Here is a 22,718-nt window from a genome sequence, read left to right as displayed (position 1 = left end):
GACAGGCTATTTCCTGTTCACCGCCACCGCGGGATGTTCCCAGTCTCACGAGCCGGCCAACCTCGCCGCGGCCGGCCAGCGGTCGACGCCCTCAGGCGGACGGCGAGACGTCCGCGTGCGCGCCCCGATCTGGGGTGCGGTGAACAGGCACTGGGCTCTCGGGACAGGCTATTTCCTGTCCACCGCCCCCGCAGGATGTCTCCAGCCCCCACGAGTCGGCCCACCTGAGCGCCCCTCCTGCTCCCGACGAGAGCAGGAGGTTTCTCCACAGCTTTCAAGTCGCGGTCTCAGGAGCGCCCTGGACTCGTACCTTCTTTGGGCGTGAAGGTCTTCCGCCGCACCCCACCCTTCGACCCGGCCGCCCGAGCCCGAGCCCTCGCCCGCCTCACCCCCCGCCCTCCACACCACCCCCACCCAACCGCCACCCACCTTCACACCCCGTACGCCGACCAAACCCCAGCCGAACAGCCCGCCGCCGCGCAGACCCAAGCCGGGCAGACCCAAGCCGGGCAGACCCAAGCCGGGCAGACCCAAGCCGGGCAGACCCACGCCGGGCAGACCCACGCCGGGCAGACACCCTCCGCGCAGACACCCGCCGGACAGACACCCGCCGCCGGTCGGACCGCTGACCGTCGGACCGCCGCCGACGAGATGGCCGGAGGGCAGACGGCCGCCGAGCGGACCGCTCACCTGGGCGACCCGGACGGTGCGCCAACTACGGCTGATCGCGGCGTACGCCGCAGCGGCAGGCAGCCGAGCGACAGGCAGAGCCGAGACGAATACCCGGAGGAGCGTGATGAGGTGCGAGGCGGATGGACCCCCGAACAACCCCGACCCGATCGACTACGCGACGCCCGCTGGTCTCTCACCCCACGCCACATCGCCGTCCTGGCCGTAGTCCTCATCCTCGGCCTGACCTGGGCCGCCTGGACCTTCCTCCGAGCCCGCCCCGAAGCCCTCCCCGACACCCGCCCAACCACCACAACCACAGGCTCCGCAGTAAGCCAGCCACCCGGGGCCCAACCAGGCCCCGCCTCGCCGCAAACCCAGCCAGCCGCCAACCAAACCGCCGCCGCCACCAACCAGACACCCGGTGCCAACCAAACCGGGGGTGTCAACCAGATGCCAGGCGCCAACCAAACATCCGGCGCCAACCAAACTCCAGGCATCAACCAGACGCCCGGCGCCGGGACCTCGGCCGGCCCACTCGTGGTGGTACACGTCGCAGGGAAGGTCCGCCGCCCCGGCCTCATCCGCGCCCCAGCCGGCTCCCGCGTAGCCGACGTTCTCACCCTCGCGGGCGGCCCACTCCGAGGCGTAGACCTCACCACCCTCAACCTCGCCCGCCAGGTAACCGACGGCGAACAAATCATCGTCGGCGCAACCACCCAACCCCCACCCACGAACCAACCACCATCGACCAGCGGCCCCAGCCCAACCTCAGCCCGCGACGCCCCCGTCAACCTCAACACCGCCACCCTCGACCAACTCGACGCCCTCCCCGGCGTAGGCCCCGTCCTGGCCCAACGAATCCTCGACTACCGCACCCAGAACGGCCCCTTCACCACCATCGACCAACTCCAGGAGGTCCCCGGCGTAGGCCCCAAGAAGTTCGACTCCCTAAAACCCCATGTCCGCACCTGACCCCGCCAACCACCCACCCGAGCCAACCCGCACGCCAACCCCTCCGCCAACCCGCACGCCAAGCCCCGGATCAAACCCTCCACCAAATCCTCCGCCAACCTCCGCGCAGCCCTTCACGCGAAGCCCTGCACCAAACCCTCCGCCGCCCATCACGCCAAGCCCCGCGCCAAACCTCGCACCAACCCCTCCGCCACCCTCCACGCCAAGCCCCGGGTCAACCCGCACGCCAACCTCCGCGCCAACCCCTGCTCCAAGCTGCGCGCCAATCCGCAGGCCAACGTCTGTGCCTGGCCCCGCGCTAACTGCCGCACCTGTTTGCGCGGCTGCGGGGGCTGGTGAGTCGACGACTGCGGATGCTGAACTGATCTCCGCGGATGCGGCCGAGGTTGAGCGGCTCGATGCGCGGTTGCTCGTCCCGGCGGCTGTGGGTTGGCTGGCTGCAGCGGTGCTGGTCGGTCAGTCGCCGATCGTGGCTGGGATCGTCGCCGGGTTCACGCTCACGCTCGCCGCGACATTGGCCGTGCGACTCCGGCTGACCGTCCGGCGGTCGAACCGCGGCTCTGGAACTGCAGTAGTCCGGCATGCCAGCCGCTGGGCGAACTGGAGTCGCCTCTGGGTGAGCCCGAGTCGCCGGCAGCCGAGCCGGACATCCTCGACCGGCGGCTCGGCGACTGATCCGGCGCGTGGTCCGGCGCCTGGTCCGGCGGCGACTGGTCCTGTGGCGACTGGTTCGGCGAGTAATTCGGTGACTGATTCGGTGACTGGCTGGGCGGCTCGTCGGGCGGCTGGTTGGGCGGTTGTTGGTTCGTTGGTTGTTTTGGGCGGGCTGGCGATCGCCTCCGGGCTGCACACCGCTGCCCTCCGCGCAGGACCAGTACAAGAACTCGCGACCCGTTCGGCGACGGTCACCGTCCGGCTCAAGATCGACGGGGACCCGTCACTCCGGCAGAGCACCACCAGCAGACGGCCGCCGTACGTCGTCGTCAGAGCGACCATCGAGGAGATCCGCAGCCGCGCCGGCTCGGGACACGCGATCCGGGAACGGGTGCGTACGCCGGTGCTGGTGGTGGGGACTGCGAAATGGGAGCACGTCAGGTACGGGCAGCATGTTGACGCGAGCGGGAGGCTTGAGCAGGTAGAAGGTGGCGCCGAGGTAGCCGCGATGCTCTCGACGCGCTCACCGCCGAGGACTGTAGACGAGCCGCCGTGGTGGCTGCGCGCAGCTGAGCGAGTTCGGGCAGGACTGCGGGACGCGGTCGCAGGTGAGCCCGAGGACGTTCGTGGGCTCGTGCCTGCACTCGTCATGGGCGACGTGTCTGGCGTGTCGGCGGACCTGAACGCGGACTTCCAAACCACCGGCCTGACGCACCTGTCCGCCGTCTCCGGGACGAACCTGACACTCCTGCTCGCGTTCCTCCTGCCGCTGGCGCGCCTGATCGGCGTGCGGGCTCGTGGGCTGACCGTGGTCGGGTTGTTGACGGTCGTCGTGTTCGTCGTCCTGGCCAGACCACAGCCGAGCGTCCTTCGGGCGGCTGCGATGGGACTGATCGCGTTGGCGGCGATGACCAGTGGGGGAGGGCGGCGCCGCGCCGTGCGCAGTCTGTCGGTCGCGGTGATTGTGTTGCTGCTTCTGGACACGTCGCTCGCGCGCTCGGCCGGGTTCGCGTTGTCGGTGCTCGCTACTGCGGGCATCATCCTGCTCGGACCCGGTTGGCGGGATGCGTTGGCGAAGTGGATGCCTGGCTGGTTGGCCGACGCGATCTCGTGCCCGCTTGCCGCGCAGCTCGCCTGTACGCCGGTCGTCGGGTGGCTGTCGGGTGAAGTGTCACTGATCGCCGTCGCCGCCAACCTGTTGGCGGGACCAATGGTTGGCCCGGCCACGATTCTCGGCTTCGTCGCTGCCGGAGTCGCACTGGTGAGCAGTCAGCTGGCGCAAGTCGTCGGCTGGGCCGCCGGATGGCCGGCCCGCTGGATCATCCTGGTTGCCCGCGAAGGGGCGGATCTCCCAGGTGCCGCCAATGCGTGGCCGGCGACCGTCGTCGGTGTCGCCGTACTGACGGTGCTCTGCCTGGCGCTCGTGCTGGGCCTGCACCGCATCCTGGCTCGCCCGATAGCGATGATCGTGGCGGTGATTCTGCTCGCGGTCGTCGTACTGCGTCCCGTCGGATCGCTCGGCTGGCCGCCCGACGACTGGCTGTTCGTCGCTTGCGATGTAGGCCAGGGAGACGGTCTGGTGTTACGGGCGGGTGACCGTACGGCGGTTGTGGTCGACACCGGGCCGGATCCGGCGGCGATGGATCGGTGTTTGAAGGAGCTGGATGTTCAGTACGTCCCGGTCGTCGTGCTGAGTCACTTTCATGCGGATCATGTCGGCGGGCTGGCCGGCGTACTGAACGATCGGCGGGTGGAGGAGATCGAGGTGACGCCGTACTTCTCGCCGCGCGCTGAGTACGACCGGGTGGTTGAGTTGGCGTCGCGGCATGGGGCGGCTGTGCGTACGGTCGGGTTCCGGGAGCAACGGGTCGTGGGGAAGGTGAGCTGGACGACGCTGTGGCCGGCGAAGGTGCCGGCCTTGCCGGCGTCGGGTACTTCGTCGGCGACGTCCACGGATGAAGGGTCGCCGGAGAACAACGCCAGCATCGCGATGATGGTCGAACTCGACGGTCTCCGGATCCTGCTCACCGGCGACCTGGAACCCGAGTCGCAGCGCGCTGTCGTGGCGACTGGGGCTGATCTGCGAGCGGATGTGTTGAAGGTTCCGCACCACGGTTCGGCCCAGCAGGACCCTGGGTTCATCGCCGCTGCGAACGCGCGGTTGGCGGTCATCTCCGCTGGGCGGGACAACGACTACGGGCACCCGGCGCCGAGGACCCTGGAACTCCTCTCCCACAACGTGACCCGAACCGCCACCACCAACGTCAGCGGTCCCTTGATCGTCACCAACACCAACAACCACCTCGCTCTGACCACCAACCCACACCTACAGGATGGAGTTAGAAGGTGACGGCGGAGGTTGGGGTGGTGTTTTCGGGTTGGTCGCCTAGGGACCAGGCGGCTACTCGGGAGACAACGTGGGCTGGGATCTTGTCCGCTACGCCGGGGACGGCGGGTACGTCGTACGTGGCGTGGGCGTCATACGGGAGGACGACTCGGTAGCCGCGGGCGAGTGCGGTCTTTGCGGTCGCGTGTACGCACATCTCCGACATGACGCCGCAGATGGCGAGTGACCGTACGCCGGCTGACACGAGGATCTCCCCGAGCGACGTCGCGTCGAAGCCGTCGTCACGAGGCTTCCGGAGCACGTGCTCGCGGGGACCCGGCTTCAGCGGCAGGTACAGCTCCCAACCGGGCGTTCCGGGCTCGTCGTCTGCGCCGGGCGGGCCGTCGTTCTGCAGGTGTACGACGACAGCGCCTGCAGCCCGGGCGCGGTCCAAGAGGTCTCCCGCCCGATCCAGGAGTGCAGGTGCGCCAGGTACCGCGTCGGGGCCGGAGACGAACGCGGTCTGCAGATCGACGAGAACCAAGGCGTCGACGGGTGAGGTCATGGCGCCATCCTCGCCGGTTTGGTGCGGGGCCGCACCGGGATTGTCCGGAGGGCGTGGGATGCTGACGGGGTGGCTGCTCGTAAAGGTTCTGCGCCGAAGCTGGGCGATGTGCTGCTGGTGACCGGGACCGAGTCGTTCCTGGCGGATCGGGCTGTGCGGTCGGCGATCGCGGCGGTGTCGAAGAAGGCGGAGGCCGACGGCGACAGCGCGGTGGAGGTGACGGATCTCGAGGCGTCGACGCTGGACGTCGGGGTGTTCGCGGAGCTGACCGGGCCGTCGTTGTTCGCGACCGAGCGGGTGCTGGTGCTGCGCGGGCTGGAGAACCTGCCGAGTGAGATGGCGCCGCATCTGATCGAGTACGCCGGCTCGTCGTCGGACGACGTACTCGCCGTGCTGGTGCACTCCGGTGGGCAGAAGGGGAAGGGCGTTCTCGACAAGTTGCGGAAGGCATCAGTCACCGAGGTCGTCGCGACGGCGCCGAAGGCGTGGGAGCTTCCGCAGTTCGTGGCGGGGGAGATCCGGCTGCACGGTGGCACGGTCGACGAAGGCGCGGCGTCGGCGCTGGTGGACGCGGTCGGTCACGACCTGCGGGCGCTGGCGGGGGCGTGTTCGCAGCTGGTGTCTGACTCCGGCGGTCAGGCGGTGACGACTCAGCTGATCGGGCAGTACTTCGGTGGGCGTGCGGAGGTCACGAGCTTCGCGGTTGCGGATGCGGCGATCGCCGGTCGGACGGAGCCGGCGCTGGAGCAGCTCCGGTGGGCGTTGGACTGCGGCGTGGCGCCGGTGCTGGTGACGAGCGCGATGGCGGGCGGGTTGCGGGGGCTGGCGAAGTACTCGAGCGCGCCGAGTGGGATGCGGGAGGCGGACCTGGCGCGCGAGGTCGGCGTACCGCCGTGGAAGCTCAAGCAGCTCAAGCAGCAGTCGCGCAGCTGGACTCCGGGTGGTCTCGCGACCGCGATCAAGGCGGTCGCGCAGGCCGATGCGGACGTCAAGGGCGCCTCGGGCGACGCCGGCTACGCCCTGGAACGCATGGTCCTGACCATCACCCGAGCCCACGGCCGCCGCTAACCACTCTCACACACTCTTTGCTGGGTGGTTTGGGTACGCAAAAACGATCGGCCGGTCGAAGGGACCGGGCCGATCGTTGGCGGGGCGCGTCGGGGACGCGGCCCTGGCGTTAGAGGGAAGCGGCCTTCTTGAAGATGGCCGACTTGCGGTTCGCCGCCTGGTTGGCGTGGATGACGCCCTTGCTGACGGCCTTGTCGAGCAGGCGACCGGCCTTGCGGGCGGTCTCGTTGGCCTTCTCGGCCTCGCCGGCGTCGACGGCCTCGTGGAACCGGCGAACTGCCGTCTTGAGGGTCGACTTCACCGACTTGTTGCGAAGTCGCGCAGCCTCGTTCTGGCGGTTGCGCTTGATCTGGGACTTGATGTTCGCCACGGAGCAGTGCCTCGATCAGGAGTATGCGGTCATTCGGAAGGTGTTACGGCGCACGGCTGAGCACCACCCGTGAACGCGCGAAGGGCCAGATTACCAACAAGCCGTCCCCTCCTCCAAACCCGCTCCCGCCGGGCCGGGGGTGATTCAGGCTCGTGCGGTCGTCTCGGCGGCGGATTTCAGCCGGATCAGCGTCGTGTGGATGCCGTGAATGTTGCGTGGGGCGCGGTTGCCGAAGACGGGCCGGAAGAGGAGCTTCAGGACCAGCGGGCGGTGGTCGGTCCAGGATTCGGTGACCTCGCAGCCGGTCGCAGTGGGGGTGAACTCGTAGTCCCAGCGCGAGATCGGGATCGGGCCGAAGGTGATGTCGAAGGTGAACCGGCGGCCGGGCTGCGCGGTCACCACCTGCCCGAAGGTGAACCACCGCACGACGCCTACCCGGTTGTGCCCGACGAACCGTGCGCCTGGCACCGGACCGTCGGAGGACTCACCCAAGGACCAAGTGACGCGGGTGCACTCGGGGCTCCACTCGCTCATCCGGGGGAGATCGCTGACCAACCGATACAGTGCGTCAGCGGACGAACGCACTGTGATGGACTCGGTCAGATCCGGCATCGGGTTTTCCCTTGCTGTCGGCCGTCGCCTGGTGTGCACAGCGTGACACTGTCGGCGGCTGACGGCATACTCAAGGCCCCGTGACGCCTGCGCGCCGGGACGTCCGCGAGCCAAGGGCTCCACCATCGCTCCGTCCAAGCCTGGAGGAACTGCGTGACCCGCAAACGCCCGGCGATCGTTGTCGCCACCGCACTGATCGCCGCCTGCGCCGGCGTACCCGTGCTGGTGAATGCCGCGAGTGCCAGCCAGCCGGCGACAAGCCCGGCCGCCGACCCGGAGGTCAAGCGCTCCGAGACCGGCTCGTACATCGTCCAGCTCGACGACTCCCCGGTCGCCGAGTACGCCGGCGACATCGCCGGCCTCGCCGCGACCAAGGTCCTGCCCGGCGGCAAGCTGCTGAAGACCGCGGCGCCGGTCGTTGACTACGTCAAGCATCTCGCCGGCGAACGCAACGCGGTCCTGAACCAGGTCCCGGGTGTCAAGAAGCTCTACGACTACAGCTATACGTACGCCGGATTCTCCGCCGAGATGTCGTACGACGACGCGGTTAAGCTGGCCAAGTCGTCGGGGGTGAAGAGCGTCGAGCCGAGCGAGATCGAGCACGCCGACACTGTCGACACCCCGCGTTTCCTCGGCCTGTCGGGCAAGGGCGGCGCCTGGCAGCAGGCGGGCGGCATCGACAAGGCCGGCGACGGCGTGATCATCGGCATGATCGACTCCGGGTACGTCCCGGAGCGGGCGAGCTTCGCGCCGATGAAGACCACGAAGCAGTCCGACGCGATCGTCGCGAAGAAGTGGAAGGGCACCTGCCAGGCCGGCGAGGAAGCGCCCGTCACCTGCAACAACAAGGTGATCGGCGCCCGGTACTTCGACAAGGGCATCGGCACCCGCCCGATCCCGGACGAGTTCAAGTCACCGCGTGACTACGGCGGCCACGGCACCCACACCGCCAGCACCGCGGCCGGCAACTACGGCGTCGACATGACCGTCATGGGCCGCGACTACGGCAAGGGCTCCGGTATGGCGCCGCACGCCCGCCTCGCGATCTACAAGGCGCTGTGGGCGGTCGACGCGACCGGCGGCGGCAGCGGTACCGACGCCGACATCGTGGCCGCGATCGACGCGGCGGTCTCTGACGGTGTCGACGTCATCAACTACTCGATCTCCGGCAGCGGATCGACGTACGTGAACGCCACTGGTCTCGCCTTCCTGCGGGCGGCCAAGGCGGGCGTGTTCGTCGCGACCAGCGCCGGAAACACGGGTCCGGGCGAGGCGACCGTCGGCAAGACGTACCCCTGGGTCACGTCGGTTGCCAACGGCACCCATGACCGCGACATCCAGACCACCGTGACGCTCGGCGACGGCAAGTCCTACACCGGTGCGGGCATCGGTTCCGGTACGCCGCAGACGCCGGTGGTGCTGGCCAAGGACGCCGGCCTGCCCAACGCGGACCCGGCCAACCTCCTCCTCTGCCAGGCGGGCACGCTCGACCCGGCGAAGGCCACCGGCAAGATCGTGGTCTGTGACCGCGGTGGGAACGCCCGCGTCGACAAGAGCCTGCAGGTGAAGAACGCCGGCGGTGTCGGCATGATCCTGCTCAACATCACCCCGGGCACGCTGGACGCGGACCTGCACTCGGTCCCGACTGTCCACCTCGACGACAAGGCCGCGCCGGCGGTCAAGGCGTACGTGAGCGGCACCGCGAACCCGACCGCGACCATCGGGCCCGGTACGCCGGTCCGTGTCAACGCCCCGAAGGTGGCCAGCTCCTCGAGCCGTGGTCCGTCCCCGGCCGGCAACGGCGACCTGCTCAAGCCGGACATCATGGCCCCGGGCACGAACGTGCTGGCCGCGACGACCGCGTTCAGCGCGGCCGGTGGCGAGTATGCGTTCATGAGCGGTACGTCGATGTCCACGCCGCACATCGCCGGCATCGCGGCGGTGCTGAAGAGCAAGCACCCGACCTGGTCCCCGATGGCGATCAAGTCGGCGATGATGACGACCGCCACCGACAAGGACACCAGCGGCAAGCCGATCCAGAACGACTCCGGCTCGCCGGCGAACCCGTTCGGCTACGGTGCCGGCGAAGTGCAGCCGAAGCTCGGTATGGACCCGGGCCTGGTCTACGACTCGACGTACACCGACTGGACGAAGTTCGTCTGCGGCTCCGGTCAGGTGCCCAGCACGCACGAGCTGTGCGCGAACGGCAAGATCGACCTCAGCGACCTGAACTACCCGACGATCGCGATCGGTGACCTGGCCGGTAAGCAGACCGTGACCCGGACCGTGACGAACGTCGGCCAGGTCCCGGAGGTCTACTTCCCGAAGGTCGAGGGTCTCAAGGGCCTGAAGGTGACCGTGACGCCGCGGATCCTGATCACGCTCCCGGGCCGCAGCACGACGTACAAGGTCACGATCGAGAACAACGGTGCGCCGCTGGAGCAGTACTCGTTCGGCCGGCTGGTGTGGAAGTCGGTGAAGCACTCCGTCGCGAGCACGCTGGCGATCAAGCCGCTGACCGTGAAGGCGCCGGTCCAGGTCAACGGCACCGGTACCGCCGGTTCGGTGCAGGTCCCGGTCACGGCCGGGTACGCCGGAACGCTCGAGACCACCGCGCTGGGCCTGAACCCGGCCACGGTCGGCGAGGCCGCGCTGAAGAACCCGGGTGGCGTGTCGTTCCCGACGACCGCGCCGAAGGTCAACGACCACGTCGCGAAGTTCACCGTGGACGTCCCGGCCGGTACGACGTACGCCCGGTTCTCCACGTTCGACGCGGACTACCCGGCCGGCACCGACCTGGACGTGTTCGCGTACAAGGCCGGTACGACGACTCTGCTCGGCAGCAGCACCGGTGGCTCCGCTGAGGAAGAGGTGAACCTGTCGCAGCCCGCAGGTGGTCAGGTGGACGTGTACGTCGACCTGTACGCCGGAGCGAACGAGCAGCAGGTCAAACTCGACCACTGGGAGCTGCAGAAGGCCGCAGGCAACCTGACTGTCACACCGGCCAGCCAGCCGGTGACAGTGGCCGGCCAGACCTCAGTGACTGCGAACTGGACCGGACTGACTGCCGGCACCAGGTACCTGGGCCAGCTGCACTTCACCGACGGCGCCGACGGTTCCGGCTCCACCGTCGTACGCGTAGACAGCTGACAACGACGAGGGCGGCCCGGCACATCACCGGGCCGCCCTCGTCCGTCTGTTACGGCTCGTGGATCGTCCAGCCGTCCGCCTTCTCGACCAGCAGTTTGCACTCGCCCGACGTGACGTCACAGCGGAAAAGTTGATTGTGGACGATGCCGCCGGCAGCAACCGTCTCGGTGAGCGTCAGCAACTGGGTGCCGTTCTCGAAGACCGGCAGCGGCAGGGTGTCAATCATCCTGTCCTTCAGCTTGAGCTTGGTGACCTGACCGGTGTTGATGTCGATAGCCTCTGCTCGCGCGCTCTGGATCATGGTCCGGCCGTCGGGCGACAGCACCGGGTAGAGGTGCGCAGACCCCTCGGCGCAGTACTCGCGCAGTACCTTGAACCCGTCGTCGCGCAGCGCACCGGCCTTGAGGCACTGCTTCCCGTCGACCTTGGCCGACACGACGACGGTCCCGGCCGCTGCTGGAATCGCTGCGCTGCCGTCGAAGCCGGCGATGGACACCGGTCGCTGCTGACCGGATGCCGGCTGCCAGACGACCAGTCCGGCCTTCCCCCGGTCCATCCACAGGCCGTCCTGGTTCCAGCCCAGGATGGTCGGTCGCCCGGCCTCGGCGGGCAGCTGTGCGACCTGCCGACCGGACTGGACGTCGATGACGATCACCTGGCCGCGGGTGTTGGAAAGGTAGTGGTACATCGCGAGCTGCTTGCGATCCGGGGAGAGCGTCTGACCGTCGGACCGGTCCGGGCCGAGCGCCCGGTAGGTGCCGTTCGGCCGGAGGATGAGGGGCTGGAACTGGCCGGGCTTGGGCATCAGCGAGCCCAGCCAGCCACCGTCGACCCGCCCGAAGAAGAAGCCGTCGACCCCCTTCGGAATGCGCACCTTCTGCTTGCCGTCGTGGAGCGCGTTCTCTTCGTACACCGTGTACGGAACCTGGGGAGCGGCTCCGGAGACAGGTGGCGCCGGGCGTCGCGCCGGATCGGGTCGGTCGCCTCGGGTCAGAAGGGACGCCGCCAGTACGACGACCACGACGATCGCTGCCGCGGCTGCGAGGACCGGCCAGTGGCGGCGTCGCTCGGGTGGTTCGAGGCCCGGGCCCTGGGCGTTGTCGGGGACCGTGGCGGCCTGGGTGTGCAGGTAGTCGCGGAGGCGGGTTTCGGTGTCGGTCATCGGAGTTCCTCGAGGCGTTCGGTCAGGACGGCGAGACCGCGCGAGGACGTGGCGCGGGCGGAGGACTCGCTGATCCCGAGAATCTGGGCGATCTCGGCGAAGGGGAGATCGAGGTAATAGCGCAGGACGAGGACCTCGCGCATCCGCCGCGGCAGTCCCTGGAGCGCCTGCTGTACCTGGGTCCGTTCCTCGCTCAGTACGACGGCGCTCTCGGCGGAGGCGTTCGGCTCCTGGTGCGGTGGGATGTACAACCGGGCGACCTTGCGTCGCCGCAGTACTGACCGGCTGCGGTTCACCACCGCCGTACGCAGATAGGCCAGGGCCGCATCGGGCCCCCGCAACGGCCAGCGCCGGTACAGCTCGGCAAAAGCCTCCTGTACGACGTCCTCCGCCGCCTGCCGGTCGTCGACCATCAGCACTGCCAGCCGGACCAGTCCGGCCCAGTGCTGCTGGTAAAGCGCCGACACGGCCGCCTGCGCAGGCGCCGGGCGTCCGATGCTCACCATTTGATTCGTCACACCGCTAGAGACGCGCGTCGCTCAGAAACGCTGCGTGCGTTCGCGCACCCAGTCCAGGTGCACCAGAGCGCTCTCGCGCTGCCACGTCCGAACCGTCGGTAGCCCGGGTGGCGCCGGCTGCGCCGCACCCCACCACAACCCGCCACCGATCGCCGCGATGAACGCCGTGATTGCCTCGGCGTCCGAAGAGTCCGGCAGCTCCGGGAGCGTGACCGAGCCGCGCATCTCGGCGTACAGGATGACCGTGTCCGCCCAGCGCGGTGCCAGCGCCGGGTGCGCCCAGTCGATGAACACCACACGGTCGTCGGTCAGGATGATGTTGTCCGCCCGCAGGTCCCAGTGCGCCAGTGCCTTCCCCTCGGCGAGTGCCTTGATGCCGGTCCGCGCCAGCTCCGCGAACTCCTCCACCCGGCCCTCCATCCAGGAAGGTACGTCGAGACCGTCCTCCAGCACCTTGTCCCACCGGCTCAGGAACTCCCTGCTCCGCACAGCCGCGACAGGTGCGTCCGGCCACGGTGACGGGTCCAGCGCGTCGGTCAGCTCCACCAGTGCGCCCAGCACTCGGTCGGCGTCAGCCTGCTCCCACGGGTGCGCGGGAAGTCGCCCCTCGATGTCCTCGAAGAGCATCCCGACCCAGTCGCCGTCGTCGTACACGTCGAGGAGGACCGGCGCCATCGGGACTGTGCCGATCCCCTGCATCGCGGTGATCTCCTGGCGGAACAGCTCCGGCGTCTTCGGGTTGAGCGCCGTACCGACGGTCTTGACGAACGCCCGGCGGCCGGAGGCGGTCACCAGGCGGGCCGCAACGCCGGGGGAGAAGCCGCCCTGCTGGGTGACCGCCGACACCACGACGGACCCGAGCGAACGCTCCACCCAGGCCCGCACCGCGGCGGGCAGCTTCTCGAAGGGCAACCGGACCCCAGCAGCATGCGCCATGCGTCACCACGCTAGCGGGCCTGCGCCAGTGATTTTCGAATCCGCTGGACCCACGTGGGATGATTGACCGGATATACCCTTCGAGACCAGAACTGGACCCCTCCGTGCCCGTTGGCCCCACGAAAGTGCCGCAGCCGGGTCGTACCGACCCGTCGCTGATCCGGAACTTCTGCATCATCGCTCACATCGACCACGGCAAATCGACGCTGGCCGACCGGATGCTGCAGATCACCGGGGTGGTCGACGACCGCTCGATGCGGGCCCAGTACCTGGACCGGATGGACATCGAGCGCGAGCGCGGCATCACGATCAAGTCGCAGGCGGTCCGGCTCCCGTTCGAGCCCCGCCCGGACTCCCCGGGTGGCCTGCTGGCCCCGGACGGTACGACGTACATCCTGAACATGATCGACACGCCGGGCCACGTCGACTTCACGTACGAGGTCTCGCGGTCGCTCGAGGCCTGTGAAGGCGCCGTCCTGCTGGTCGACGCCGCGCAGGGGATCGAGGCGCAGACGCTGGCGAACCTCTACCTCGCGCTGAACGCCGACCTGCACATCATCCCGGTGCTGAACAAGATCGACCTGCCGAGCGCACAGCCGGAGAAGTACGCCGCGGAGCTCGCCCACATCATCGGATGCGACCCGTCCGACGTGCTCAAGGTGTCCGCGAAGACCGGTGAGGGCGTCGAGGAGCTGCTCAGCGAGATCGTCGCGCAGGTGGAGCCGCCGAAGGGCGTGAAGGACGCGCCGCCGCGGGCGCTGATCTTCGACTCGGTCTACGACACGTACCGCGGCGTGGTCACCTACGTCCGGGTGGTCGACGGCGAGCTGACGCACCGGGACCGGATCAAGATGATGTCGACCGGCGCGGTGCACGAGATGCTCGAGGTCGGCGTGATCTCCCCGGAGCCGATGAAGACGCCGAGTATCGGCGTGGGCGAGGTCGGTTACCTGATCACCGGAGTGAAGGATGTCCGCCAGTCCCGGGTCGGTGACACCGTCACCGCGTCCGTCCACGGCGCGACCGAGCCGCTCGGCGGCTACAAGCACCCGCAGCCGATGGTGTACTCCGGGCTGTTCCCGATCGACGGCGACGACTATCCGACGCTGCGCGACGCGCTCGAGCGGCTGCAGCTGAACGACGCGGCCCTGCAGTACGAGCCGGAGACGTCGGGGGCGCTCGGGTTCGGGTTCCGCTGCGGCTTCCTGGGACTGCTGCACATGGAGATCGTCCGCGAGCGGCTCGAGCGCGAGTTCGACCTCGCGCTGATCTCGACCGCGCCGAACGTGGTCTACCGGGTCGAGATGGAGGACGGCAAGGAATTCGTCGTCACCAACCCGAGCGAGTTCCCCGAGGGCAAGATCGCCGACATCTACGAGCCGGTGGTGAAGGCGACGATCCTGAGTCCCAAGGACTACATCGGCGTCATCATGGACCTCTGCCAGACCAAGCGCGGCAACCTCGGCGGCATGGACTATCTGTCCGAGGACCGGGTCGAGCTCCGCTACACCCTGCCGCTGGCCGAGATCGTCTTCGACTTCTTCGACCAGCTGAAGTCGAAGACCAAGGGCTACGCCTCCCTCGACTACGAGCCGACCGGCGAGCAGTCGGCGGCGCTGGTCAAGGTGGACATCCTGCTGCAGGGCGAGACGGTCGACGCCTTCTCGGCGATCGTGCACCGCGACAACGCCTACTCCTACGGTGTCGCGCTGGCCGGCAAGCTGAAGGAACTGATCCCGAGGCAGCAGTTCGAGGTGCCGATCCAGGCCGCGATCGGGTCCCGGATCATCGCCCGCGAGTCGATTCGCGCGATGCGCAAGGACGTGCTGGCCAAGTGCTACGGCGGTGACATCACCCGGAAGCGCAAGCTGCTCGAGAAGCAGAAGGAAGGCAAGAAGCGGATGAAGATGGTCGGCCGCGTCGAGGTCCCGCAAGAGGCCTTCATCGCCGCCCTCCGCACCACGGACACCGGCGAGAAGGCCGGCAAGAAGTAGGTGCCTGTCCAGATTCCTGAAGGTCTGCTCGTCGTTGCCTCGCGTGGGCCGGACTGGGCGGATTGGCTGGATCGGCTGCCGCGGCTGATGCGGGATCTCCTCGACGAGTGGGATCTGCGCGTTGACGGTACGGCGGCGTACGGGAACTGCGCGATCGTCGTACCGGTGCTTGCGCAGGGGAAGCGGGCCGTGCTGAAGGTGCAGTTCCCGCACTGGGAGGCGGAGACCGAGCACCTGGCGCTGCGGACCTGGGCCGGCAACGGCGCCGTACAACTGCTGCGCGCAGACCCGCGCCGGTTCGCGCTACTGCTCGAACGCCTGGAGCCGCGGGACCTGACGACGATCGACGCGCTGGATGCCTGCGAGATCGTTGGCGGCACCTACAAGCGGCTGCATGTTCCGGCGGGGCCGCAGTACCGGACGCTGTCCGGGGAACTGAAGCGCTGGGTGGAGCGGTTCCGGCAATTGCCCGCGTCGGCGCCGGTGCCGCACCGGTACGTCGAGCAGGCGATCTCGCTGGCCGAGGACTTCATCGCCGACCCAGCGACCGACGGCCGGCTGATCCACACCGACCTGCACTACGAGAACATGCTCGCCGCGGACCGTGAATCGTGGCTGGTGATCGACCCGAAACCGCTGTCCGGCGACCCGCACTTCGAGGTCGCGCCCCTGATCTGGAACCGGTGGGACGAGGTGGAGGCCGCCCACGACCTGCGCTTCGCGGTCCGGCAACGGTTCTGGACCACGATCGACGCAGCCGGCTTCGACGAGGGCCGCGCCCGCGCCTGGGTGATCGTCCGGCAGATGCTCAACGTCCTCTGGACCCTGGAGTCCACCAGCACCGACGAGTCCCTGCCCCAGGACTGGCTGACCCGCAACATCGCCATCGTCAAGGCCATCCAGGACTGACCCCGATCGACGTGAGGTAGCAGACACCGGCTTGAAGTTAGTAGTTACTACCTACTAACTTCGGCGGTATGCCGACACGGATGAGCGGGCAGGAGCGGCGCGAGCAGGTCCTCGGGATCGCTGAGGAGGAGTTCGCGGCCGCGGGGTTGTACGGCGCTTCGACCGAGACGATCGCGCGGCGGGCCGGGATCACGCAGGCGTACGTGTTCCGGTTGTTCGGGACGAAGAAGTTGTTGTTCCTGGAGTGCGTGGACGCCGCGTTCGAGCGGATGCGGCTGGCGATGGTCGCGGCTGCCGGTGGGGCGAGCGGGGTCGAGGCGCTGGCGGCGATGGGGCAGGAGTACAACGACATGCTCGCCGACCGCACCACGCTGCTGCTGCAGTTGCAGGGCACGGCCGCGGCGGCAGCGGGTGACGGTGAGGTGCGGGACGCCGTACGGGCGAGCTTCGCGCGGTTGTGGCAGTCCGTCGCCGACACCGCGCAACTGGACCCGGTCACGGTCAAGGCGTTCCTTGCCTTCGGCATGCTTCTCAACACGAACGCCGCCCTGGATCTACCGCAGGTCGACGAACCGTGGTCCCACCAGGCGAGAACCCGCATCAAACCAGGCCTCTTCGCCCACATCACCACCGATACCAACCGATGAGCACGAAACAGAGCAGCCTGGTGCGGGCTCCGGGGATGCTCGCGCGGTTCTTGGTCTTCGTCGGACTGGTCGGGGCGGTGATCGGGAGTCTCGGCGCTCCGTTGATCACGGCGGTCGCCGAGGAGTACGACGTTTCGCTCGCGGCCTCGCAGTGGACGCTGACGATCGCGTTGCTGGCGGGTGCTGTGGCGACGCCAGTGCTCGGGCGGCTCGGGTCCGGCCCGCGGCGGCGCACCGTCGTACTGGTGATCCTCGCGGTGGAGGTCGTCGGCAGTCTGCTGACGGTGATCCTGTTGCCGTTCGCGTTCCTGCTCGTCGGCCGGGCGCTGCAGGGCTCCGGAATCGGGCTGGTCGTGCTGATGATGGCGATCGCGCGGGACCACCTGGACGAGCAGCGGGCCGCGCGGACGATCGCGCTGCTGTCCGTCGCCTCGACTGCGGGCATCGGGATCGGCTACCCGTTGTCGGGCCTGCTCACCGACGTCGCCGGCGTTCGCGCGGCGTACGGACTCGGCCTCGCGATCACCGTAGCCGCCTTCGCCGCGGCCGTCTTCGCCCTACCGCAGGCCCCGGACCGGCCGTCGTCCCGTCTCGACATCCGCGGCGCGATCCTGCTCGCGATCGCGCTGCCGGCCCTCCTTCTCGTCATTGGTGACACGGGGCTCTGGCGCCACCACGCAGGCCTGGCCGTCGCGATCCTCGTTGCCGCACTAATGCTCCTGATCGGCTGGACCTTCCTCGAGGTCCGCACCGAGAGTCCGCTTGTCGACATCAAACTCCTCCGGCATCCCGCGGTGGCCGCCGCCAATCTCGTGATGCTCACCGGCGGCGTCGGCATGTACCTGCTCTTCAGCCTGATCACCCGCTACGTGCAGACACCCGCGGCGGCCGGCTACGGCTTCGGCCTGAACACGTTCCAGGCCGGCCTCGTCCTGGTCCCGTTCTCGCTCCTCGGCTTCGTCGCCGGCCGGATGATCCCGGCCTGGCGCGACCGCCTCGGCGCCAGGTTGTTGCTAGCAGCAAGTACTGCGGTGGTTCTCGCCGCGTTCGTACTCTTCGCACTCGCCCGGTCACACCTGGTCGAACCGATCCTTGCTATCGGCATCCTCGGATTCGGCGTCGGCGCGTTCTCGGCCGCGATGCCGGTCGTCATCCTGGCGGTGACGCCGGCCGCCGAGACCGCGAGCGCGATGAGCGTGAACGCCGTCGTCCGGAGCGTCGGCTTCTCCACGGGCAGCGCACTCGGCGGCCTGATCCTGGCGACTCACACGACGGGCGTCTTCCCCCGCGAGTCCGGGTACGGCGCGGCCGCCTGGATCGGAGCCGCCGCCACCGCGGCCACCCTCCTGATCATCGCCGTGCTCCCGCTCAAGCGCGCTTAAACGGGTGGATCCCACGCCGCTGCCGGGAGAAGATGCCGGTATGCGGTTGTTGACGGTCAATGTGGTGGAGAAGCTGATCCCGGGTCCGAAGGAGACGGGACTCACCGCGATCGACAAGCGCCCGCAGCCCGGCCGGGTCCGGGTCGGCGAGCTCGGTCTCGCCGGCGACCGGGTCTGTGACACCAAGAACCACGGTGGTCCGGATCTCGCGCTCTACGCGTACGCCGAGGAGGACGCCAACTGGTGGGCCGCCGAGCTCGGCCGCGACATCCCGACCGGTCTGTTCGGCGAGAACCTGCGGACCGAGGGGCTCGACATCAGCGGCGCGCTGCTCGGTGAGGTGTGGCGGATCGGCGACGAGGTCGAGGTGATGGTCCGCGCGCCGCGCATCCCGTGCATCACGTTCCAGCACCGCATGCAGGAACCGCACTGGGTCAAACGCTTCCACCAGGCCGGCTGCCCCGGCGCCTACCTGAAGGTGCTGCGCGAAGGCACGATCGGCGCCGGCGACCCGATCCAGATCCTCAGCCGCCCGGATCACGAGGTCACCATCGCGGAGATGTTCAGCCCGCAGGATCCCGCGAAGCTCCGGCGCATGCTCGACTCCGGCGTAGACCTGATGGACGAACTCCGCGACACCGCACACCGCGTCCTGTCCCGCGAGTGAGCCCCCCGTCGACCCGCCAACCCGCATTTGACTGGCAGACCCAGCAAATGCGGGGTTGCACACCCGTTTCACGGGTCAATAACCCCCAATTTGCTGGGTCTGCCAAGCAAATTGCTGGGTCTGCCAAGCAAATTGCTGGGTCTGCCAGGGAAATGCGGGGAGAGGAGCGGGTGTGGTGACGGGGGTGCTTCCGGAGGCGGGGCCGTTGCGGCCGTTGGCGTTGGCGACGCTGCTGAGTCGGGTCGGTAATGGGCTACTGATGACGGTCAGCGTGCTGTACTTCAACCGCATCATCGGGCTGTCGATCGCGCAGGTCGGGCTCGGTCTTACGGTGGCCGGGTTGTTCGGGCTGCTGTCCGCCGTACCGCTCGGGCACCTGGCGGATCGTCGCGGACCTCGCGGGTTGTTCGTCGTACTGAGCCTGATGGTGTGCGCGCTCTCGCTGGTCTACCTGTTCGTCCACAACTTCTGGCAGTTCCTGGTCGTGAGCATCGTGCTGACGATGATCGACCGCGGCGCCGGAGCCGTCCGCGCCGCGTTGATCGCCGCCGTCACGCACGGCGCCGGCCGGGTCGCGGCCCGCGCGTACCTACGGGCCGTCACGAACATCGGCATCATGGCCGGCGCGGGCATTGGCGCGTTCGCGCTGCATTTCGACACGGGTACGGCGTACCGCCTGATGTTCGTGCTCGACGCCGTGCTCAGCAGCGTCGCGGCGTTCGTCGTACTGGCGATCCCGCGGGTGGCGCCACAACCCCACGACGACGACGGGCCGGTGTGGATCGCGTTGCGCGATCGTGCGTACCTCGCGGTCGCCGCGCTCAACGCGGGCATGAGCATCCACTTCGCCGTACTCGATGTGGCGATCCCGCTCTGGGTGGTTGATCACACGGACGCGCCGCGCTGGACGGTGGCGCTGCTGCTGATCATCAACACCGTGGTCGTCTCGCTGTTCCAGGTGCGCTCGTCGCGCGGCATCGCCGACCCGACGACGGCCGCCCGCGCCACCCGTACCGCGGGGTTGTTGCTGTTGGCATCGATGGTCCTGATGGCCGGCGCGACCTGGGGCAACGCAGCGATCGCGGTCGGTCTGCTCGCCGTCGGTGCTCTGGTTCAGGTGATCGCCGAACTGCTGCAGTCCTCGGGGTCGTTCCTGCTCAGCTTCGACCTGGCGCCAGACCACGCCCAGGGGCAGTACCAGGGCGTCTGGAACACCAGCATGTCGATCAGCAGCATGGTCGCGCCGACAGTCCTCGCCCTGCTCCCACTCGGCCTGGGCGTCCCCGGCTGGATCATCCTCGGCGTCTGGTTCGCCGTCGTCGGCATCCTGTCGGTCCCGGTCGTACGCTGGGCCGCGGCGCGTCAGGCGGCCGGCCAGGTGGTGGGTCAGGTCGTGGGTTCGCGGTAGCCGAGGGCTGCGGAGATCTTGCGGGCGGCTTCGATGGCGGCCGGTGCCATCAGCGCGACCTGGGCGATCGACTGTTCCAGTGAGAGCGTGGAGATGCTGACCGCGGCGATCGCGGCGCCGGTGTGGTCGTGGATGACCGCGGCGACGCAGCGGATGCCGGGCTCGTTCTCCTCGTCGTCGAGCGCGTAGCCGCGGGACCTTGTCTGGGCGAGATCGGCCTTCAGTGCGGCCGCCGACGTGTGCGTCAGGGGAGTGCGCGCGGGCAGACCGGTCCGGGTGATGTGGACGTCGAGCGCCTCGTCGTCCTTCTCCGCGAGCAGTGCCTTGCCGATGCCGGTGCAGTGCAGCCAGATCGCCTTGCCGACTCGTGAGGGCATCCGGTACGGCTTCGGGCCGTCGAGCCGCGCGACGTAGATCGCCTCGTCACCGTTCAGCAGTCCGACGTGGACCGTGCACCGCGTCTGCGCGACGAGGTCCGCGAGCACCGGGCGAGCCACGGTGGCGAGGTCGACGTTCGTGAGTGCGTGACCGGCCAGCCGGAGCGCCTTCGGCCCCGGGTGGTACGACCCGGCGTCGGACTGCGTGACGAACTCGTGTTCGACGAGCGACGCCATGATCCGGTGCACGGTCGACTTGGCCAGGCCGGTCGCGTTCACCACGTCGGTGAACCGCGAATGCTCCAGTACGGCGTCCAGCACCATCAACGTCTTGTCGATGGCCGAGGGCGAACTCATGTCGGACATCCTGCCACTCCTCACCTCGCCAGCCAGCCACCGTCGACGGCGAGCACGTGCCCGTTGACATAGTCCGCCGCCGACGACGCGAGGAACACAGCGGCTCCGACGACGTCCTCCGGCTGTCCCCAGCGGCCGGCCGGGATGCGCTGCCGGATCGTGGCCTCCCGCTCCGGGTCCGCGCGGAGCTCCGTGGTGTTGTCGGTGCTGATGTACCCGGGCGCGATCGCGTTCACCTGGACTCCGGCCGGTCCCCACTCGTTGGCCAGCGCCCGGGTCAGCCCCGCCACCGCATGCTTGCTCGCGGTGTACGCCGGGACGGTGATCCCGCCCTGGAAGCTCAGCAACGACGCGATCGTGACGATCTTCCCGGTACGCCGTTCCGCCATCGAGGCCCCGATCGGGCGCGTCACCGCCCACGTGGAGTTCAGGTTCACGTCGATCACGTGCTGCCAGTCCGCGGTCGTGGTCTCGGCCGCCGGCGCCCGCCGGATCGTGCCGGCGTTGTTGACCAGGATGTCGATCCGGCGTTCCCGAGCCAGCTGGACAGCGGCCGCCTCGACCGCGGCTGGGTCGGCGAAGTCGGCGATCACCACGGACGCGTCGCCGCCGCCGTTCTGCTTGATCGCCTCGAGCGTGTCCTCGAGCGCGGCGTCGCGAGCCATCAGGATCAGCTCGGCACCGGCAGCGGCGTACCCGGCGGCGATGGCCGCGCCGATCCCACGTCGCGCTCCGGTGACAAGCGCCGTACGTCCTTCGAGACTGAAGAGCGTCACCGCAGGTCCCGTACGTCGACACCGTCCATGTCGCCGAACGCCTGGTTCTCGCCGGCCATCGCCCAGACGAAGCTGTACGACGACGTGCCGCAGCCGGAGTGGATCGACCAACTGGGGGAGATGATCGCCTGACGGTCCGCGACCAGCAGGTGCCGGGTCTCCTCGGGCTCGCCGAGCAGGTGCACGATCCGCTCGGTCTCCGGGAGCCCGAAGTACAGGTAGCACTCGGTACGGCGGTCGTGGGTGTGCGCGGGCATCGTGTTCCAGGTGCTCCCCGCGTGCAGCGTCGTCACGCCGAGGACGACCTGGCAGCTCTGTACGCCGTCCGCGTGGATGAACTGGTCGATCGTCCGGCGGTTCGCGGTCTGCTGATCGCCGAGCTCGAGGCGGTTGCCCTCGCCGGGGTTGACCTGCGCGGTCGGGAAGCTGGTGTGCGCCGGCGCGGAGAAGACGTAGAACGCCGACTCGGGTCCTTCGAAGACCACGTCGCGAACGCCGCGTCCGACGTACAGGCAGGCACCGGTGGTCAGCTCGTACTTCGTTCCGTCGGCGGTGACCGTGCCGGGTCCGCCGACGTTGACGATGCCGGCCTCGCGGCGTTCGAGGAAGAACTCGCTGCGCAGTTCGGGGTAGGTGCCGAGCGTCAGCGGCCCGTCTGTCGGGCGGGCGCCGGCGAGCACGATCCGGTCGTGGTGGGTGAGCACCGCGGTGACGGCGCCGGGGACGAAGAGGTCGTCCACCAGGTAATGGCGGCGCAGCGCGGCCGTGTCGAAGCCGGGCAGCTGCTCGGGATGGGTGGCGTGCCTGATCTGCAGAGTCACGGAACTAGGTTCTACTCAGCAGAACCGCCTGTCAATCGCGGTCGAGCCTTGGAACTGAGGCTGGAAATGTTCCAGGTTCCGTCTCTTGACACACGGTTCTGGTCAATGGAACCTTCCAGTCACTCGCCCAACGCCCCTGGGAGGATCCCGATGACCGCTCTGGACTGGTCGGTCCTGGTCGGCTACTTCGTGTTGATGGTGCTGATCGGAATCTGGTCGCGCACCAAGATCAAAACGGTCGTGGACTACTTCACGACCGGAGGCCGGATTCCCTGGTGGTTGTCCGGTATCTCGCACCACATGTCCGGCCAAGGGTGGGGCTGATGGTCCATCGCCTACTGCGGGGCACTCGGCACGGCACCTCGGCGCACGGGT

The 22,718-nt window shown here is 68.7% G+C and carries 20 protein-coding genes; 11 read left to right on the top strand and 9 right to left on the bottom strand.

The features are described from left to right. Positions 1–321 precede the first annotated feature (321 nt). Together E0H45_RS43405 and E0H45_RS28820 are read left to right on the top strand one after the other, a co-directional pair. The gene (locus E0H45_RS43405; protein WP_238155347.1) at positions 322–1,644 is read left to right on the top strand and encodes a ComEA family DNA-binding protein; all 1,323 of its coding nucleotides are present in this window, start codon (positions 322–324) and stop codon (positions 1,642–1,644) included. Between the two features lie 745 nt (positions 1,645–2,389). Then, complete coding sequence (locus E0H45_RS28820) at positions 2,390–4,648, top strand: ComEC/Rec2 family competence protein (protein WP_238155346.1); 2,259 nt, start codon at positions 2,390–2,392, stop codon at positions 4,646–4,648. On the opposite strand, the gene E0H45_RS28815 is transcribed toward E0H45_RS28820, so the two are convergent. Next, positions 4,638–5,189 carry a cysteine hydrolase family protein gene (locus tag E0H45_RS28815; RefSeq protein WP_131343046.1) on the bottom strand — a complete coding sequence of 184 codons (552 nt, stop codon included), beginning with the start codon at positions 5,187–5,189 and terminating at the stop codon, positions 4,638–4,640. The genes E0H45_RS28820 and E0H45_RS28815 overlap by 11 nt on opposite strands. 69 nt (positions 5,190–5,258) lie before the next feature. Here E0H45_RS28815 and holA point away from each other — a divergent pair, with 69 nt between their 5' ends. After that, positions 5,259–6,257, top strand: a complete 999-nt coding sequence (gene holA, locus E0H45_RS28810; RefSeq protein ID WP_131343045.1) for a DNA polymerase III subunit delta — start codon at positions 5,259–5,261, stop codon at positions 6,255–6,257. A 109-nt stretch (positions 6,258–6,366) separates the two neighbouring features. On the opposite strand, the gene rpsT is transcribed toward holA, so the two are convergent. Next, positions 6,367–6,627 carry a 30S ribosomal protein S20 gene (rpsT, locus tag E0H45_RS28805; RefSeq protein WP_131343044.1) on the bottom strand — a complete coding sequence of 87 codons (261 nt, stop codon included), beginning with the start codon at positions 6,625–6,627 and terminating at the stop codon, positions 6,367–6,369. Positions 6,628–6,771: 144 nt separating this feature from the next. Next, positions 6,772–7,239 (bottom strand): SRPBCC family protein, encoded by a 468-nt coding sequence (locus E0H45_RS28800; protein ID WP_165546621.1) that lies wholly within the window; start codon positions 7,237–7,239, stop codon positions 6,772–6,774. A 153-nt stretch (positions 7,240–7,392) separates the two neighbouring features. Here E0H45_RS28800 and E0H45_RS28795 point away from each other — a divergent pair, with 153 nt between their 5' ends. Beyond that, the gene (locus tag E0H45_RS28795; protein WP_131343041.1) at positions 7,393–10,389 is read left to right on the top strand and encodes a S8 family serine peptidase; all 2,997 of its coding nucleotides are present in this window, start codon (positions 7,393–7,395) and stop codon (positions 10,387–10,389) included. 49 nt (positions 10,390–10,438) lie between these two features. Here the strand turns inward: E0H45_RS28795 and E0H45_RS28790 are convergent, their stop codons facing one another. Genes E0H45_RS28790 through E0H45_RS28780 form a run of 3 tightly spaced genes read right to left on the bottom strand, consistent with a single transcriptional unit; the run spans position 10,439 to position 13,005 of the window. Further along, positions 10,439–11,551, bottom strand: a complete 1,113-nt coding sequence (locus E0H45_RS28790) for a hypothetical protein (protein ID WP_131343040.1) — start codon at positions 11,549–11,551, stop codon at positions 10,439–10,441. Continuing rightward, positions 11,548–12,057 (bottom strand): SigE family RNA polymerase sigma factor, encoded by a 510-nt coding sequence (locus E0H45_RS28785; RefSeq protein ID WP_131343039.1) that lies wholly within the window; start codon positions 12,055–12,057, stop codon positions 11,548–11,550. Before E0H45_RS28785 ends, E0H45_RS28790 begins: the two co-directional genes overlap by 4 nt. A gap of 33 nt (positions 12,058–12,090) precedes the next feature. Beyond that, complete coding sequence (locus E0H45_RS28780) at positions 12,091–13,005, bottom strand: phosphotransferase family protein (RefSeq protein ID WP_131343037.1); 915 nt, start codon at positions 13,003–13,005, stop codon at positions 12,091–12,093. Positions 13,006–13,109: 104 nt separating this feature from the next. On the opposite strand from E0H45_RS28780, the gene lepA reads away from it, so the two are divergent. The 6 genes from lepA to E0H45_RS28750 all read left to right on the top strand — a co-directional run bounded on the left by lepA (position 13,110) and on the right by E0H45_RS28750 (position 20,012). Further along, entirely contained in the window at positions 13,110–14,999 is a 1,890-nt protein-coding gene (gene lepA, locus E0H45_RS28775; protein WP_202872544.1) for a translation elongation factor 4, read from the top strand. Beyond that, positions 15,000–15,908 carry an aminoglycoside phosphotransferase family protein gene (locus E0H45_RS28770; RefSeq protein WP_131343035.1) on the top strand — a complete coding sequence of 303 codons (909 nt, stop codon included), beginning with the start codon at positions 15,000–15,002 and terminating at the stop codon, positions 15,906–15,908. 68 nt (positions 15,909–15,976) lie between these two features. After that, positions 15,977–16,555 (top strand): TetR/AcrR family transcriptional regulator, encoded by a 579-nt coding sequence (locus tag E0H45_RS28765; protein WP_202872543.1) that lies wholly within the window; start codon positions 15,977–15,979, stop codon positions 16,553–16,555. After that, positions 16,552–17,937, top strand: coding sequence for an MFS transporter (locus E0H45_RS28760; protein ID WP_131343033.1), 1,386 nt, complete (start codon positions 16,552–16,554; stop codon positions 17,935–17,937). Before E0H45_RS28765 ends, E0H45_RS28760 begins: the two co-directional genes overlap by 4 nt. A gap of 40 nt (positions 17,938–17,977) precedes the next feature. Continuing rightward, positions 17,978–18,604, top strand: coding sequence for an MOSC domain-containing protein (locus E0H45_RS28755; RefSeq protein WP_131343031.1), 627 nt, complete (start codon positions 17,978–17,980; stop codon positions 18,602–18,604). Between the two features lie 175 nt (positions 18,605–18,779). Then, positions 18,780–20,012: an MFS transporter gene (locus tag E0H45_RS28750; protein WP_131343029.1), complete on the top strand. Its 1,233-nt coding sequence runs from the start codon at positions 18,780–18,782 to the stop codon at positions 20,010–20,012. Here the strand turns inward: E0H45_RS28750 and E0H45_RS28745 are convergent. From E0H45_RS28745 to kduI, 3 genes are read right to left on the bottom strand one after another with little or no spacing between them, the layout of a single operon-like run. Further along, positions 19,991–20,746, bottom strand: coding sequence for an IclR family transcriptional regulator (locus E0H45_RS28745; protein WP_131343027.1), 756 nt, complete (start codon positions 20,744–20,746; stop codon positions 19,991–19,993). The two genes, E0H45_RS28750 and E0H45_RS28745, sit on opposite strands and share 22 nt — an antisense overlap. A gap of 20 nt (positions 20,747–20,766) precedes the next feature. Next, entirely contained in the window at positions 20,767–21,522 is a 756-nt protein-coding gene (locus E0H45_RS28740; RefSeq protein ID WP_131343025.1) for an SDR family oxidoreductase, read from the bottom strand. After that, a complete protein-coding gene (gene kduI, locus E0H45_RS28735) occupies positions 21,519–22,343 on the bottom strand; it encodes a 5-dehydro-4-deoxy-D-glucuronate isomerase (protein ID WP_238155344.1) in 825 nt (274 codons plus the stop codon). Before kduI ends, E0H45_RS28740 begins: the two co-directional genes overlap by 4 nt. Before the next feature lie 150 nt (positions 22,344–22,493). Between kduI and E0H45_RS42605 the strand changes: the two genes are divergently transcribed. After that, positions 22,494–22,667, top strand: coding sequence for a hypothetical protein (locus E0H45_RS42605; protein ID WP_165546620.1), 174 nt, complete (start codon positions 22,494–22,496; stop codon positions 22,665–22,667). The last annotated feature ends 51 nt before the right edge of the window (positions 22,668–22,718 follow it).

The organism is Kribbella soli (genome assembly GCF_004331345.1).
GTDB lineage: Bacteria > Actinomycetota > Actinomycetes > Propionibacteriales > Kribbellaceae > Kribbella > Kribbella soli.
Note: the sequence above shows the minus strand (reverse complement) of the source record. Positions and strands in the feature narration are given on the sequence as shown.

Coding starts and splice junctions, on each gene's coding strand:
- E0H45_RS28815 (WP_131343046.1), bottom strand. CDS start 5,189: ATGACCTCACCCGTCGACGCCTTGGTTCTCGTCGATCTGCAGACCGCG.
- E0H45_RS28800 (WP_165546621.1), bottom strand. CDS start 7,239: ATGCCGGATCTGACCGAGTCCATCACAGTGCGTTCGTCCGCTGACGCA.
- E0H45_RS28790 (WP_131343040.1), bottom strand. CDS start 11,551: ATGACCGACACCGAAACCCGCCTCCGCGACTACCTGCACACCCAGGCC.
- E0H45_RS28785 (WP_131343039.1), bottom strand. CDS start 12,057: ATGGTGAGCATCGGACGCCCGGCGCCTGCGCAGGCGGCCGTGTCGGCG.
- E0H45_RS28780 (WP_131343037.1), bottom strand. CDS start 13,005: ATGGCGCATGCTGCTGGGGTCCGGTTGCCCTTCGAGAAGCTGCCCGCC.
- E0H45_RS28765 (WP_202872543.1), top strand. CDS start 15,977: ATGCCGACACGGATGAGCGGGCAGGAGCGGCGCGAGCAGGTCCTCGGG.
- E0H45_RS28760 (WP_131343033.1), top strand. CDS start 16,552: ATGAGCACGAAACAGAGCAGCCTGGTGCGGGCTCCGGGGATGCTCGCG.
- E0H45_RS28755 (WP_131343031.1), top strand. CDS start 17,978: ATGCGGTTGTTGACGGTCAATGTGGTGGAGAAGCTGATCCCGGGTCCG.
- E0H45_RS28745 (WP_131343027.1), bottom strand. CDS start 20,746: ATGAGTTCGCCCTCGGCCATCGACAAGACGTTGATGGTGCTGGACGCC.
- E0H45_RS42605 (WP_165546620.1), top strand. CDS start 22,494: ATGACCGCTCTGGACTGGTCGGTCCTGGTCGGCTACTTCGTGTTGATG.